This is a genomic window from Neisseria sicca (genome assembly GCF_017753665.1).
GTDB lineage: Bacteria > Pseudomonadota > Gammaproteobacteria > Burkholderiales > Neisseriaceae > Neisseria > Neisseria flava.
Window position 1 is genome coordinate 521,232 of sequence record NZ_CP072524.1, and the last position, 13,966, is coordinate 535,197.

At 47.8% G+C, this 13,966-nt stretch carries 15 protein-coding genes; 13 read left to right on the forward strand and 2 right to left on the reverse strand.

Annotation, left to right across the window (positions count from 1 at the left end):
- Positions 1-139: 139 nt before the first annotated feature.
- From hfq to J7445_RS02520, 10 genes are all read left to right on the forward strand, one after another.
- Entirely contained in the window at positions 140-430 is a 291-nt protein-coding gene (hfq, locus tag J7445_RS02475; RefSeq protein WP_003755341.1) for an RNA chaperone Hfq, read from the forward strand.
- 90 nt (positions 431-520) lie between these two features.
- On the forward strand, positions 521-1,090 hold the full coding sequence (mnmM, locus tag J7445_RS02480; protein WP_070656069.1) for a tRNA 5-(aminomethyl)-2-thiouridylate-methyltransferase MnmM: 570 nt from the start codon (positions 521-523) through the stop codon (positions 1,088-1,090).
- Positions 1,091-1,142: 52 nt separating this feature from the next.
- Positions 1,143-1,517: a SirB2 family protein gene (locus tag J7445_RS02485; protein ID WP_049226782.1), complete on the forward strand. Its 375-nt coding sequence runs from the start codon at positions 1,143-1,145 to the stop codon at positions 1,515-1,517.
- Between the two features lie 15 nt (positions 1,518-1,532).
- On the forward strand, positions 1,533-2,027 hold the full coding sequence (gene folK / locus J7445_RS02490; RefSeq protein WP_070492956.1) for a 2-amino-4-hydroxy-6-hydroxymethyldihydropteridine diphosphokinase: 495 nt from the start codon (positions 1,533-1,535) through the stop codon (positions 2,025-2,027).
- Between the two features lie 221 nt (positions 2,028-2,248).
- Positions 2,249-2,884 carry a deoxynucleoside kinase gene (locus J7445_RS02495; RefSeq protein WP_209283120.1) on the forward strand — a complete coding sequence of 212 codons (636 nt, stop codon included), beginning with the start codon at positions 2,249-2,251 and terminating at the stop codon, positions 2,882-2,884.
- Between the two features lie 107 nt (positions 2,885-2,991).
- Positions 2,992-3,429, forward strand: a complete 438-nt coding sequence (locus tag J7445_RS02500; protein WP_003742666.1) for a peroxiredoxin — start codon at positions 2,992-2,994, stop codon at positions 3,427-3,429.
- 109 nt (positions 3,430-3,538) lie between these two features.
- Positions 3,539-4,504, forward strand: a complete 966-nt coding sequence (locus J7445_RS02505) for an IS30 family transposase (protein ID WP_209282829.1) — start codon at positions 3,539-3,541, stop codon at positions 4,502-4,504.
- Between the two features lie 178 nt (positions 4,505-4,682).
- A complete protein-coding gene (gene xerD / locus J7445_RS02510; RefSeq protein ID WP_209283121.1) occupies positions 4,683-5,558 on the forward strand; it encodes a site-specific tyrosine recombinase XerD in 876 nt (291 codons plus the stop codon).
- A 247-nt stretch (positions 5,559-5,805) separates the two neighbouring features.
- Complete coding sequence (locus tag J7445_RS02515; protein ID WP_016686532.1) at positions 5,806-6,006, forward strand: (2Fe-2S)-binding protein; 201 nt, start codon at positions 5,806-5,808, stop codon at positions 6,004-6,006.
- A 163-nt stretch (positions 6,007-6,169) separates the two neighbouring features.
- Positions 6,170-6,424, forward strand: coding sequence for a glutaredoxin family protein (locus tag J7445_RS02520; RefSeq protein ID WP_070655321.1), 255 nt, complete (start codon positions 6,170-6,172; stop codon positions 6,422-6,424).
- A 534-nt stretch (positions 6,425-6,958) separates the two neighbouring features.
- Here the strand turns inward: J7445_RS02520 and rfbD are convergent.
- A complete protein-coding gene (gene rfbD / locus J7445_RS02525) occupies positions 6,959-7,822 on the reverse strand; it encodes a dTDP-4-dehydrorhamnose reductase (RefSeq protein ID WP_070655323.1) in 864 nt (287 codons plus the stop codon).
- Positions 7,823-8,870: 1,048 nt separating this feature from the next.
- Here rfbD and J7445_RS02530 point away from each other — a divergent pair.
- The 3 genes from J7445_RS02530 to pnp all read left to right on the forward strand — a co-directional run bounded on the left by J7445_RS02530 (position 8,871) and on the right by pnp (position 13,113).
- Positions 8,871-9,719 (forward strand): calcium-binding protein, encoded by an 849-nt coding sequence (locus J7445_RS02530; RefSeq protein WP_070655327.1) that lies wholly within the window; start codon positions 8,871-8,873, stop codon positions 9,717-9,719.
- A 170-nt stretch (positions 9,720-9,889) separates the two neighbouring features.
- Positions 9,890-10,756: a phosphoribosylaminoimidazolesuccinocarboxamide synthase gene (locus tag J7445_RS02535; RefSeq protein ID WP_070655329.1), complete on the forward strand. Its 867-nt coding sequence runs from the start codon at positions 9,890-9,892 to the stop codon at positions 10,754-10,756.
- A 236-nt stretch (positions 10,757-10,992) separates the two neighbouring features.
- On the forward strand, positions 10,993-13,113 hold the full coding sequence (gene pnp, locus J7445_RS02540; protein ID WP_070655330.1) for a polyribonucleotide nucleotidyltransferase: 2,121 nt from the start codon (positions 10,993-10,995) through the stop codon (positions 13,111-13,113).
- A 234-nt stretch (positions 13,114-13,347) separates the two neighbouring features.
- Here the strand turns inward: pnp and greA are convergent, their stop codons facing one another.
- Positions 13,348-13,824 (reverse strand): transcription elongation factor GreA, encoded by a 477-nt coding sequence (gene greA, locus J7445_RS02545; protein WP_016686342.1) that lies wholly within the window; start codon positions 13,822-13,824, stop codon positions 13,348-13,350.
- Positions 13,825-13,966: the final 142 nt, after the last annotated feature.

Genomic DNA, 13,966 nt, shown 5'->3' on the forward strand with positions numbered 1-13,966 from the left:
GTTGAGAAGCCCGTTGTTTGATAGATGTTTGCATATTCTTACGGAAAAATAGTTGGTAATTTTTCTTGTTCGGGTCTACAATCCGACTCATGTTCGTTTTCAAAACGATTTCAAAATCATAATAATGGAGCTTATGAATATGACAGCTAAAGGACAAATGTTACAAGATCCTTTTTTGAATGCGTTGCGTAAAGAGCACGTTCCGGTTTCGATTTATTTGGTCAACGGTATCAAACTGCAAGGCCAAGTCGAGTCGTTTGACCAATACGTCGTTCTGCTGCGTAATACTTCCGTTACCCAAATGGTTTATAAACACGCGATTTCAACTATCGTTCCTGCCCGTGCCGTGAGCCTGCAACACGAGAACAAACCCCAAGCTGCTGCGGCTGCTCCGGTTCAAGTTGAGACCGTGCAACAACCTGCCGAATAATGTATGTAACGCATTAATCGATTCTGATACCTTACCGCTTGGTCGGTAAGGTATTTTTATTTTCAGACGACCTCTGTACGGTTTCATCTTATGCAGCTCGAAAACATCCTCCCTTTTGCACACGCGCTTCTTAAACAAGCCTTAAAACCCGATGCCCGCGCTTTAGACGGCACGGCGGGAAACGGCAACGATACGCTGATGCTGGCGCGGTCGGTCGGCAGCGGCGGGAAAGTGTGGGCATTTGACGTTCAAGAGCAGGCATTGGCAAACACGCGAATGCGCTTGGAAGAAGCAGGCATGGCGGATAGGGTGGAACTGATATGGGACGGACATGAAAACCTTGCCGCCCATATCCGCGAACCGTTGGACGCGGCGGTATTCAATTTCGGCTGGCTGCCCGGAGGCGATAAGAGTTGTACGACAGAAGCGGCAACCAGTATCCGCGCGTTGACATCCGCCTTATCGCTGCTGAAAACGGGCGGGCTGGCGGTTGCCGTCCTGTATCCGGGACATGAGGCGGGGCAGCATGAAGCGCAGGCAATCGAAGATTGGGCGCAGCGGTTGCCGCAGGATGAATTTGCCGTTTTGCGTTATGGTTTTATCAACCGCCGCAACTGCCCGCCGTATTTGTTGGCGTTTGAAAAGTTACGTCAAGAATGAATGTTTGGGGTAGAATAGGCGCTTCTTTCAAAAACAATAACGTGCGACCGCTATGCAATATCTGTTTGTAAAATACAGCCATCAGATTTTCGTCACCATCACCATTTTGGTGTTCAATATCCGCTTTTTCCTGCTTTGGCGGCATCCCGATAAACCTTTGGCGGGTATCTGGAAAGCCCTTCCCCATCTCAACGACACCATGCTGCTCTTTACCGGCTTGTGGCTGATGAAGATTACCCACTTTTCGCCCTTCAACGCGCCCTGGCTCGGCAGCAAAATCCTGCTGCTGTTGGTTTACATCGGCTTGGGCATGGTCATGATGCGCGCCCGTCCGCGTTCGCCGAAGTTTTATACCGTTTATGTTTTGGCAATGGCTTGCGTCGGTTGCATCGTCTATCTTGCTAAAACCAAAACGCTGCCGTTTTAAAAAGGTCGTCTGAAAATGCCGCAAACCCATTTTGCCGTCATCGCCTTGGGCAGCAACCTTGCCGAACCTGCCCGCCAGGTCTGCGCCGCCTTGTCCGCGCTGGAGGCGCATCCGCAGATTCAAATCGAAAAAACTTCCTCGCTGTATGTGACCGCGCCGGTCGGCTACGACGATCAGCCTGATTTCGTCAACGCCGTTTGTTCCGTCCGCACTTCATTAGACGGCGTTTCGCTGCTTGCCGTGTTGAACCGCATCGAGGCGGATTTCGGGCGGGAACGCACGTTCCGAAACGCCCCGCGCACATTGGACCTGGACATCATCGATTTTGACGGCATCTCCAGCGACGACCCGCATCTGACCCTGCCGCATCCGCGCGCGCACGAACGCAGCTTTGTGATGAAGCCGCTGGCTGAAATCCTGCCCGATTTTGTTTTGGGCGGACACGGACGGGCGGCTGCTTTGGCGGCTGCTTTGGGAGATGAAGGCATACGTCTGTTGGAAGCTGTTTGAAGCAAGGTAGTGAAATAAAAACGCCTGTTTGCTTTGATCGCGTGTCGAAGTTTCTATTTGAAGCAAGCTAGGTTCAAGAGGTCGTCTGAAAAGGGAAATGGCTTGGCAGTTTCCTTTTTCAGACGACCTTTCAAGAAGGACGGCGGCAGGTTTGGGCAAATTCCGTCGGTCTGATAAAATGCCTCTTTCCAAAATATCAAAACAAAATCATTAATCAAACCATGAACTACCGTTATATTGTCGTCGAAGGCTCCATCGGCAGCGGGAAAAACGCCTTGAGCCGCCGCCTTGCAGAACATTTCAGCGCGCTGTCGCTGGCGGAAAACCCCGAACACAACCCCTTCCTCATGAAGTTTTACGCCAACGCCTCCCATCACGGCTTGGCAACCGAGCTTTTTTTCCTGATGCGCCGCGCCGAAAGCGTGGACATCATCAAAAACGAATACGCACAAGGCGGCATGGTGGTCGCCGATTTCCTGTTGGAAAAAGACCGGATTTTCACGCCGGTCGTGTTGAATGAAGACGAGCAGCAGCTCTTCGCCGATTTGAAACAAAAAATCCTGCCGCAGTATCCCGCGCCCGATTTGGTGATCTACCTGCAAACCGCCGTGGACGGAAACCGCAAACGCCTGCAAAAACGCAGCGACGGCATCATCAATCTTTTCCCCGAAGGCTATTTGGGGCGGATACACGAGGGATACAGCCAGTTTTTCCACCTTTATCAAAACGCCCCGCTGCTGACCGTCAATGCTGACGAGTTGGACTTGCAAGGCAATGACGAACATTTCCAACTGTTGCTCAATGCGCTGAACGATTTGCAGGGAACGCGCAATTATCTGAATTTGAGCGAACGCTGACGCAGTTTGTAAGATTGTGGTGAAACGCCGAAGCGGCTATGTTGGGATTCATTTTATTCCTTGCCCGCTTCTACGTTTCCGTCTTAGGTCGTCTGAAAGGAGACATCATGACCCAATACCGATTCACTTTGCCCTCAAGCAGCGGCAACGACTTCGATTCTGCCGAACATCTGCCGCTGATTGTTTATTTCTACCCCAAAGACAGCACGCCCGGCTGCACCACCGAAGGCTTAGATTTCAACGCCCGTTTACCACAATTCAAAGAACTCGGCTACACCGTCGTCGGCATCTCGCGCGACGGCGTGAAATCGCATCAGAATTTCTGCGCCAAGCAAGGCTTCAATTTTGAATTGTTGAGCGACAAAGACGAAACCGTGTGCAAAATGTTTGACGTGATCAAGCTGAAAAAACTGTACGGCAAAGAGTCTTTGGGCATTGAACGCAGCACCTTCGTATTGGACGCAAACGGCGAAATCATCCATGAATGGCGCAAAGTCAAAGTCGCCGGACACGCGCAGGAAGTTTTGGAAACGCTGTCACGATAAACCGTAATGCAGCAAAAGGTCGGCGGATTCGCATTTGAAGTGCAACTTTCCCTAACAGAAAAAGGCCAGTATGCGGTAGCATACGGCCTTTCCTGCAAGAAAGATTGCCATGAGCTACACACAACTGACCCAAGACGAACGATACCATATCCAATACCTGTCCCGCCACTGCACCGTCACAGAAATCGCCAAACAGCTTAACCGCCACAAAAGCACCATCAGCCGCGAAATCAGACGGCACCGCACCCAAGGGCAGCAATACAGTGCCGAAAAAGCACAGAAGCAGAGCCGGACTATCAAACAGCGTAAGCGAAAGCCCTATAAGCTTGATTCGCAGCTGATTCAACACATCGACACCCTTATCCGCCGCAAACTCAGTCCCGAACAAGTATGCGCCTACCTGCGCAAACATCACGGGATAACACTCCACCACAGCACCATTTACCGCTACCTCCGCCAAGACAAAAGCAACGGCGGCACCTTGTGGCAACACCTCAGAATATGCAGCAAACCCTACCGCAAACGCTACGGCAGCACATGGACCAGAGGCAAAGTGCCCAACCGCGTCGGCATAGAAAACCGACCCGCCATCGTCGACCAGAAAGCCCGCATCGGCGATTGGGAAGCCGACACCATCGTCGGCAAAGGACAGAAAAGCGCATTACTGACCTTGGTCGAACGCGTTACCCGCTACACCATCATCTGCAAATTGGACAGCCTCAAAGCCGAAGACACTGCTCTGGCAGCCATTAGGGTATTAAGGGCACATAAAGCCAGAGTCCACACCATCACCATGGACAACGGTAAAGAATTTTACCAACACACCAAAATAGCCAAAGCATTGAAAGCGGAGACTTATTTTTGCCGCCCCTACCATTCTTGGGAGAAAGGGCTGAATGAGAACACCAACGGACTCATCCGACAATATTTCCCCAAGCAAACCGATTTCCGAAACATCAGCGATCGGGAGATACGCAGGGTTCAAGATGAGTTGAACCACCGGCCAAGAAAAACACTTGGCTACGAAACGCCAAGTGTTTTATTCTTGAATCTGTTCAAACCACTGATACACTAGTGTTGCACTTGAAATCCGAATCCAAGGTCGTCTGAAAACGAACATGGCGGGTTCTGCTCAAGCAGGTTTTCATTTTCAGACGACCTTTTATAGTGGACGTCAATCAGGGCAGGGTTGCTTGTCCTGATTCATATTAAATCCACGATACACACCATCTTCGGACTGCCCGTAAAACCCCATGACCGACGAACTCATAGACAAACTGCTCGAATCCCTGTGGCTGCAAGACCGTCTCAGCCATAACACCTTGCAAGGCTACCGCCGTGATCTGGAAAAAATCGCCGCGCGCTTGGAAGCGGGCGGACATACCTGGCTGGATGCCGAAGCCGCCGATTTAGCGGACGCCGTCTATGCGGCAGACGAAAAACACAGCTCGCAGGCGCGCGCCCTGTCCGCCTGCAAACGCCTATACGCCTGGTTGGAAGAGACCGAGCGGCGGACGGACAACCCGACCCGTTTCCTCAAAGCCCCGAAACAGACGCAAAAGCTGCCCACACTGATTACCGAAGCGCAAATCGAAAACCTGCTCGCCGCGCCCGATACCCATACGCCGCACGGCCTGCGCGACAAAGCCCTGCTCGAAGTCATGTACGCCACAGGTTTACGCGTAACCGAAGCCGTCAAGCTCCAACTGGGTGATCTCGACCTCAACCGAGGCTGCATCCGCACCATAGGCAAAGGCGACAAACTGCGTATCGTGCCTATGGGCGAAGAAGCCGTTTACTGGGTCGAACGCTATTGCGCCGAATCGCGCCCGCTGCTGCTCAAAAACAAAATCTGCGACGAAGTCTTCGTCAGCCAAAAACGCAGCGGCATCTCCCGCCAACTCGCGTGGATGATTGTTAAAAACTACGCCGAAACCGCCGGCATCACCTCTCTCAGCCCGCACGGCCTGCGCCACGCCTTCGCTACCCACCTCGTCAATCACGGCGTCGATTTGCGCGCCGTACAGCTCATGCTTGGACACACCAACATCAACACCACCCAAATCTATACCCACGTCGCCAACATCCGTTTGAAAAACATTGTTGACGAACACCATTCGCGAAACTAAACGAGCCGATTAAAAAAGGTCGTCTGAAAACGGAAATCTCGTTTTCAGACGACTTTTTTGTTGATATGGCATTAAACATTCAAAATAAGTTATTTTGGAAAATATCAATCGAAATATGGATTTCAATAGAAAATTACCAAGATAAACCAAGAGGTAAACCTTGCAATGCAAACAGTTTTTATTTATATTCATGTTTAAGAATAAAACACACTATCAATACCGAGCGAAAGAAAACACGGAGTACATTATGTTTGTCTGCATCTGCAACGCCATTACCGACCACGAAATCAAAGAAACCATCGCCGCCGGCGCAAGTACGATGAGCGATTTACAGGCTCAATTAGGAGTAGCTACTTGCTGTGGGTGTTGCAGCGAATTGGCTGCTTCGTTTCTGAATATCAACAATGCCCAAACTACCATTACCGCCGGCATTAATGTTCAGTCTTAATTTCATCTAGAATTCAAAAAGGTCGTCTGAAACCAAAATCTTTGGTTTCAGACGACCTTTTTATATCTACTCTAAAATAAAACGGTATATGCCGCACCGCCGTTTTGAAGTTAATCGGCTATACCTTACAATCTCGATTTCCGTTTACAGTAAAGAGTCTATTATGAAACTGACGTTGATGTTTCGCGAATATTGCAGCCTCTGCCACAAAATGCGCGAACAGCTTAAACCGTATCAAGAAAGATTTGGCTTTGAGCTGGAAATTCTTGATGTTGATGAAGATCCTGTCTTGGAAGAAAAATATAATGAACTTGTCCCTGTTTTGCTGGATGGCCAAACAGAAATTTGCCATTGGTTTTTGGATGAGGAAAAATTGAAAACCTTCTTGGAAACAAAATGTAATGGGTATAACTGCTGAAAGTATTTCTGTTTTGATAAGTTTGTTTCGATAATTGAAAACAGCTCGTCTGAAAAATTTTCAAAGAATTTCAAGATTTTGTTCTTACGCTACCGCTATATGAATAAAAGGCTGCCTGATTTTTTATTTCAGACAGCCTTTGAAATATCATGAGGGGTAAGCATCATCTCCTCTGTTTTGTTTAACCGGCTACGGGTGTAGTTGGAGCAACCGGTTTTCCGGTGAAGGAAGCACGTTTTGCGGCTTGGTAAATAGCCAGTCGTCTGCGATGTGGCATTATTTTTCCTTTCTGTGATTTAAAGGATTATTCTGAAACGGAAGATAAATCAAATCGTGCATTTACCGTTTAATAATCCTGTCGTTGATTGTTTATTGGTCTTTTATCGATTATTCAATATATTGTGAGATGTTAGGTTAGGATGATAGCTGTTTTTTATTTAGATTAAAAGATGAATTGTGTAAAGTTAAATACTTGTTTCGTAAGGTTTGACGTTCATATAAAAGCCCCTGTTATCAGGGGCTTTTTAGTGAGGATTAGTCCAATTTACCGATGATGTCGTTTAAGGCTTTTTGCCAGTCAGAGGGTTTGATGCCGTAATCGTTTTCGATTTTGTGACAATCCATAATGCTGTACTCGGGACGTGGTGCAGGAAGAGGATATTGGTCGGTGGTGATGGGTGTTAATTTCGGCATTTTGAAATTATTGTCATGTTTTAGTGCCGTTTGAAAGATAGCTTGGCTGAATTCATACCAAGTAACCGATTTGTTGCCGCCGAAGTGGTAGATTCCTCTGGAAGGTGATGGGTGTTGCAAAAGTGTAATGATGGCTTGCGCCAAATCCCCCGCATAGGTCGGGCATCCGATTTGATCGTTGACAACGGAAAGACTGTCTCGTTCTTTTGTCAAACGCAGCATGGTTTTAACAAAATTGTTGCCGTATTCGCTAAATAGCCAAGAGGTACGGATAATGGTGCTTTCAGGATTAGCGGCAAGCGCGAGTAGTTCACCGGCAGCTTTGGTGCGGCCGTATACGCTTTGTGGATTGGTGTAGTCATGTTCACGGTAGGGTGTTTTGCTTGTCCCGTCGAAAACGTAATCAGTCGATATGTGGATAAATCGGGCATGAACCGAACGTGCTGCGTCGGCAAGATTGTGAACAGCTGCAGCGTTGACGGCAAATGCGGCAGGGACGTTTGTCTCTGCACGATCAACAGCGGTATAGGCGGCGGTATTGACAATCGCATCGGGTTGAAAGCTTTGGACCATATTGCGAACGGCATCGGCATCCGTAATATCTAAAGAAGAGGAGTCAGTGGCAATCAGCTCCCAATTATCAGGAAGTCGGTCACGGAAGCAGTGTGCGAGTTGTCCTTTAGAGCCTGTCAGCAAAGTCCTCATGATATATCTCCTTAATGAATATTGTTTCAGCAAGATGCCCATCATTATAGAGCAAACATCAGCTCTTAACAGCATTTTACGCCTTCACCGTTTTGAACTTGTGTTTATCGGAAAATTTGAACGAGGGGAGATGAGAGCGTTGTAATATCTCGCTAATATTTGGTGGTAAGATAAGATGAATTATGAAAAATTTTGTTTGAAGGGGAAAAAAGGGATCCCTGTTGTGGAAAGTGAAATAAATAGTACGTTGAAATAAATAATATTATTTCAAAAAATAATCAATATCTTGTTTTTTAAAAAGGAATTATCATCAGGATAAATTGTCAATTTGGATTTGATTGTTTTAAAAAAGGTTTCCATTCGTCTGAAATTTCAACCGTTAGCGAATTGAAAAACAGTTAATCATGAAATATCACTAGAATAACAGTGTAGGCAGTTTGATCAGTTTTCATTTTGTCAAAAAGCCTATGCTTCTTAATTACATATATTCTGGGAGTGATTTATCATGACTTATCATTATGGCGGCTATTCTTCTAAAGCCCACTTCAACTCATACTGCCCTCCGGTTAAATCCTACAATCCTTACTGCCCCCCGAGCCATGGTGGTTTCGGTTACAAAGGTAGTTTCCATAACTACGGCTCTTCTCACGGTATCAAAGTACATCATGGCAAAATTGGTCATGGTGCGTACTGCCCACCTCCAAAAGTAGCTTACAAATGCGTTGTAATCAAGTTTGATTGCAATCCGGGTAAGCCTTATTATCCAAAACCGGCTCCAAAACCAGCTCCTCAGAAGCCTTTGGAACCAAACTTCCCACCGGTTGAACCACAAAAACCACAACCTCAACCACAACCTAAGCCGCAACCTCAACCTCAACCACAACCTAAGCCGCAACCAAAACCGCAGCCTAAACCTAACGATAAAGACTGCAAAGATTGCGTTGATGACCATAATCAAAACAACACTTATGGTAATGTTGATAAAAATCCAGGCAACATTATCCATGTTGACGGTTCAACTAAAGATAAAAAGGGTGCAACCAAAACTGTGGGTACCGATAAGAAAGATACTATCTACGGTACCAGCGGCGAAGACGTAATTTACGGCGGTGACGGTGCTGACGTAATTTACGGTGGTGACGGCAATGACACTCTGCAAGGCGGTAACAACGGCGACTCCCTGTATGGTCAAGCCGGTAAAGACTACCTGCAAGGTGGTGATGGTAACGACTATCTGAACGGTGGTGCTGACGCTGACATCATGCGTGGTGGCGACGGTAATGACGTTTACTTTGTTGACCACAAAGGCGACGAAGTTATCGAATACGGTAATCTGAACGGCGGTATCGATACTGTTCGCAGCGTAATCGACTACACTCTGACCGACAACGTTGAACACCTGTTCTTGCAAGGTTCCGGCAACCTCAACGGTACCGGTAACGCTCTGAATAACGACATCAACGGTAACTCCGGCGACAACCACTTGTACGGCTTGGCAGGCGATGACTGTCTGGTTGGTAAAGACGGTAACGACTACCTCGACGGCGGCATTGGCAATGATGTCCTGATTGGCGGTACCGGCAACGACACTTACTTCTTCGACAAAGGTTACGGCCGCGATACCATCCAAGACGAAAGCGGTAACGATACCCTGCAATTCGGCAAAGGTATTTCTGCTTCCGACGTATTGTTGAGCAAATCAGGCAACAACCTGACCGTATCTGTCGGCGGCGGTGACACTGTTACCATTGATGACTGGTTCTCCGGTAACAACCATAAGATCGAAAACTTCAAGTTTGCCGATGGCAGCACTTACGAAGTAACCGGTCATGGTGATTACTACTCTCTGTCAGCTGTAAACAGCATCCAACAACAAACCCAGGTTCCTAACATCTAATCTTTGATTATTAGTTATACTTAGGCTTGATAAGGTCGTCTGAAAGCGTCTGCATTCATGCAAAACGTTTTCAGACGACCTATTTTGTAAACAATCTGACCCCAAAATCCAAATTCGGATAAAATAACGGAATCCTGTTTAAACCAAGTCAGTGAAGGGAGAAGCCCGAAATGTCCGAAATTAGCTTGAAAAAAATTTACTCTGGAAAAGTGCGCGATTTATACGAGATCGACAGTAAACGCATGTTGATGGTTGCGTCAGACCGCTTGTCTGCATTTGATGTGATTTTAGACAATCCGATTCCGGGGAAAGGAGAAATGCTGACGCAGATTTCCAATTTCTGGTTTAAAAAACTGGCGCATATCATGCCTAATCACTTTACCGGCGATACGGTTTATGACGTGTTGCCCGAACATGAAGCCAAAGCCATCGAGAAACGTGCGGTTGTTGCCAAGAAACTGACCCCTGTCAAAGTAGAGGCGATTGTGCGCGGTTATTTAGCGGGCAGCGGGTGGAAAGATTACCAAAAAAACGGTTCTGTCTGCGGCATCAAACTTCCCGAAGGGGTGAAAGAAGCGCAGCAGCTTCCGGAAGTGATTTTTACTCCGTCTACCAAGGCTGCCGTTGGCGATCATGATGAAAATATCAGTTTTGAAGAATGTGAACGCATTATCGGTAAAGAGCTGGCGGCTCAAGTACGCGCTAAAGCGATTCAGCTTTATACGGAAGCCGCAGAATATGCAAAATCACGCGGTATCATCATATGCGATACCAAATTTGAATTCGGGCTGGATGAAAACGGTACGTTAACCCTGATGGATGAAGTACTGACACCCGATTCCAGCCGCTTTTGGCCGGCGGATCAATATCAAGTCGGCACCAATCCACCGTCTTTTGACAAGCAATTTGTTCGAGATTGGCTGGAGCAAAGCGGTTGGAACAAAAAAGCTCCGGCACCGGAAGTCCCTGGCGATGTTATTCAGAAAACAGTTGATAAATATCGGGAAGCATTAAATCTTTTAACCAGAGAATCATAAATTTGATAAAAGGTCGTCTGAAACACAGAAGTCTGTTTCAGACGACCTTTGCTGTCATGAATGCTTGGATTTACTTACATTTGCTATTATAATGCGCGTTTGGATTGACCGTTTGAGGTCGTCTGAAAAATATAGTTTTTACCAACCGCCGCACACCTGAAACCCTAACTATGCACATTCTCACTTTTAGTGTGCATTATTAGTGTTTTAGCGTGCGGCATTTCGAAAGGAACAAAATGTTCGATAAACACGTTAAAACCTTCCAGTACGGCAATCACACCGTTACTTTGGAAACCGGCGAAATCGCACGCCAAGCCGCAGCGGCTGTTAAAGTATCGATGGGCGATACCGTTGTTTTGGTCGCTGTGACCACCAATAAAGAAGTCAAAGAAGGTCAAGACTTTTTCCCTCTGACTGTTGATTACCTCGAGCGCACTTATGCCGCAGGTAAAATCCCCGGCGGTTTCTTTAAACGCGAAGGCAAACAAAGTGAAAAAGAAATCCTGACCAGCCGTCTGATCGACCGTCCTATCCGTCCGCTATTCCCCGAAGGTTTCTACCACGACATCCAAATCGTTGCGATGGTGGTTTCCGTTGATCCTGAAATCGATTCCGATATTCCTGCCATGCTCGGCGCATCCGCTGCGCTGGTGTTGAGCGGTGTACCGTTTGCCGGTCCGATTGGTGCCGCTCGCGTAGGTTATGTAAACGGCGTGTACGTATTGAACCCGACCAAAGCCGAATTGGCTAAATCCAAGCTGGACTTGGTGGTTGCAGGTACATCTAAAGCAGTTTTGATGGTGGAATCCGAAGCCAAAATCCTGCCTGAAGATGTGATGCTCGGTGCCGTAGTTTACGGTCACGACCAAATGCAGGTGGCGATTAATGCTATCAATGAATTCGCCGATGAAGTAAACCCTGAAGTATGGGATTGGAAAGCGCCTGAAACCAATGAAGAATTGGTTGCCAAAGTACGCGAAATTGCCGGCGAAGCCATTAAAGAAGCGTTCAAAATCCGTCAAAAACAAGCGCGTTCCGCTAAATTGGACGAAGCTTGGAATGCAGTAAAAGATGCGCTAATTACCGAAGAAACCGATACTCTGGCTGCCAATGAAATCAAAGGCATTTTCAAGCATTTGGAAGCCGACGTTGTCCGCACCCAAATTTTGGATGGTCAGCCGCGTATCGACGGTCGCGATACCCGCACCGTCCGTCCTTTGAACATTCAAACCGGCGTACTGCCGCGTACACACGGTTCTGCCCTGTTTACCCGTGGTGAAACCCAAGCCCTTGCAGTAGCGACTTTGGGTACTTCTCGCGACGAGCAAATCATTGATGCGCTTTCCGGTGAATACACAGACCGCTTCATGTTGCATTACAACTTCCCGCCATATTCTACCGGTGAAGTGGGTCGCGTCGGCGCGCCGAAACGTCGTGAAATCGGACACGGCCGCTTGGCAAAACGCGCACTGGTTGCCGTATTGCCGTCTCCTGAAGAATTCAGCTACACCATGCGTGTTGTTTCCGAAATTACCGAGTCCAACGGTTCGTCTTCTATGGCTTCCGTCTGCGGCGGCTGCTTGAGCCTGCTGTCTGCCGGTGTGCCTTTGAAAGCACACGTTGCCGGTATCGCGATGGGTCTGATTTTGGACAACAACAAATTCGCCGTGTTGACCGACATCTTGGGTGATGAGGATCACTTGGGCGACATGGACTTCAAAGTTGCCGGTACGACCGAAGGCGTGACCGCGCTGCAAATGGACATCAAAATCCAAGGTATTACCAAAGAAATCATGCAGATTGCCTTGGCGCAAGCCAAAGACGCTCGTCTGCACATCTTGGAACAGATGAAAGCCGCCGTGGCAGGTCCGCAAGAATTGTCTGCCCATGCTCCGCGCCTATTCACCATGAAAATCAACCAAGACAAAATCCGCGACGTTATCGGCAAAGGCGGCGAAACCATCCGCGCGATTACTGCTGAAACCGGTACTGAAATCAATATCGCGGAAGACGGCACCATCACTATTGCCGCAACCACTCAAGAAGCAGGCGATGCAGCGAAAAAACGCATCGAAGAAATCACTGCCGAAGTGGAAGTGGGCAAAGTATACGAAGGTACTGTGGTTAAAATCCTCGACAACAACGTCGGCGCCATCGTCAGCGTGATGCCGGGTAAAGACGGTTTGGTACACATCAGCCAAATCGCCCACGAGCGCGTACGCAACGTCAGCGACTATCTGCAAGTCGGTCAGGTTGTAAATGTGAAAGCATTGGAAGTGGACGACCGCGGCCGCGTGCGCCTGTCTATCAAAGCTTTGGTCGAAGCTCCTGCCCGCGAAGAAAAAGCACCTGAATAATCGTTGAGTCGATTTTGATTGATGAAAGGTCGTCTGAAAAATTTCAGATGACCTTTTTTACTGAATGTAGATGAAAAAGTAGGGGGGAGGAATATTAAGTTGAATTGTCTTGTGTCGGAACTTTGATTCCACATTCCCTTTTAAGCAGTAGTTAGGGTGAATGTTGAAAGGTCGTCTGAAAACCATTTTTCTTGGTTTCCAGACGACGTTTTATATCAATAATATTCGGGACAATCAGATATATTGGACCGAAATAATGTCGTATTCGCGAACGCCGCCGGGAGCTTGTACTTCGGCTACGTCGCCTTCTTCTTTACCGATTAGGGCGCGGGCAATAGGGGAGCCAACGTAGATTTTACCTTCTTTGATGTCCGCTTCGTCTTCGCCTACGATTTGATAGGTAACGTGTTCTTCGGTTTCTAAATCTTCCAAAGTTACGGTCGTACCGAAGACAATTTTGCCTTCTGCGTGGATTTCGGCAGGGTTGATGATGTGTGCCATGGACAATTTGTGTTCCAGTTCGGAAATACGACCTTCAATAAAGCCTTGTTTTTCTTTGGCAGCTTCATATTCGGCGTTTTCGGACAAGTCGCCGTGTGAACGGGCTTCGGCGATGGCTTCGATGATTTCGGGACGGGCGACGCTTTTGAGGCGTTGCAATTCTTGTTTGAGCAGTTCTGCGCCGCGTGCGGTCAATGGAATTTTTTGCATGGTTTGTCGTCTCCGCAAAAGCGTTTGGCTGCTTTTGCCTGGTAAATACGCGGTAAATATAATCCGCAAAATGAAAATAAAAATACAAGCCGCCTAAATCCCGGCGGCTTGTCTGTATAAGAATGAATGGCGGTATTGTACC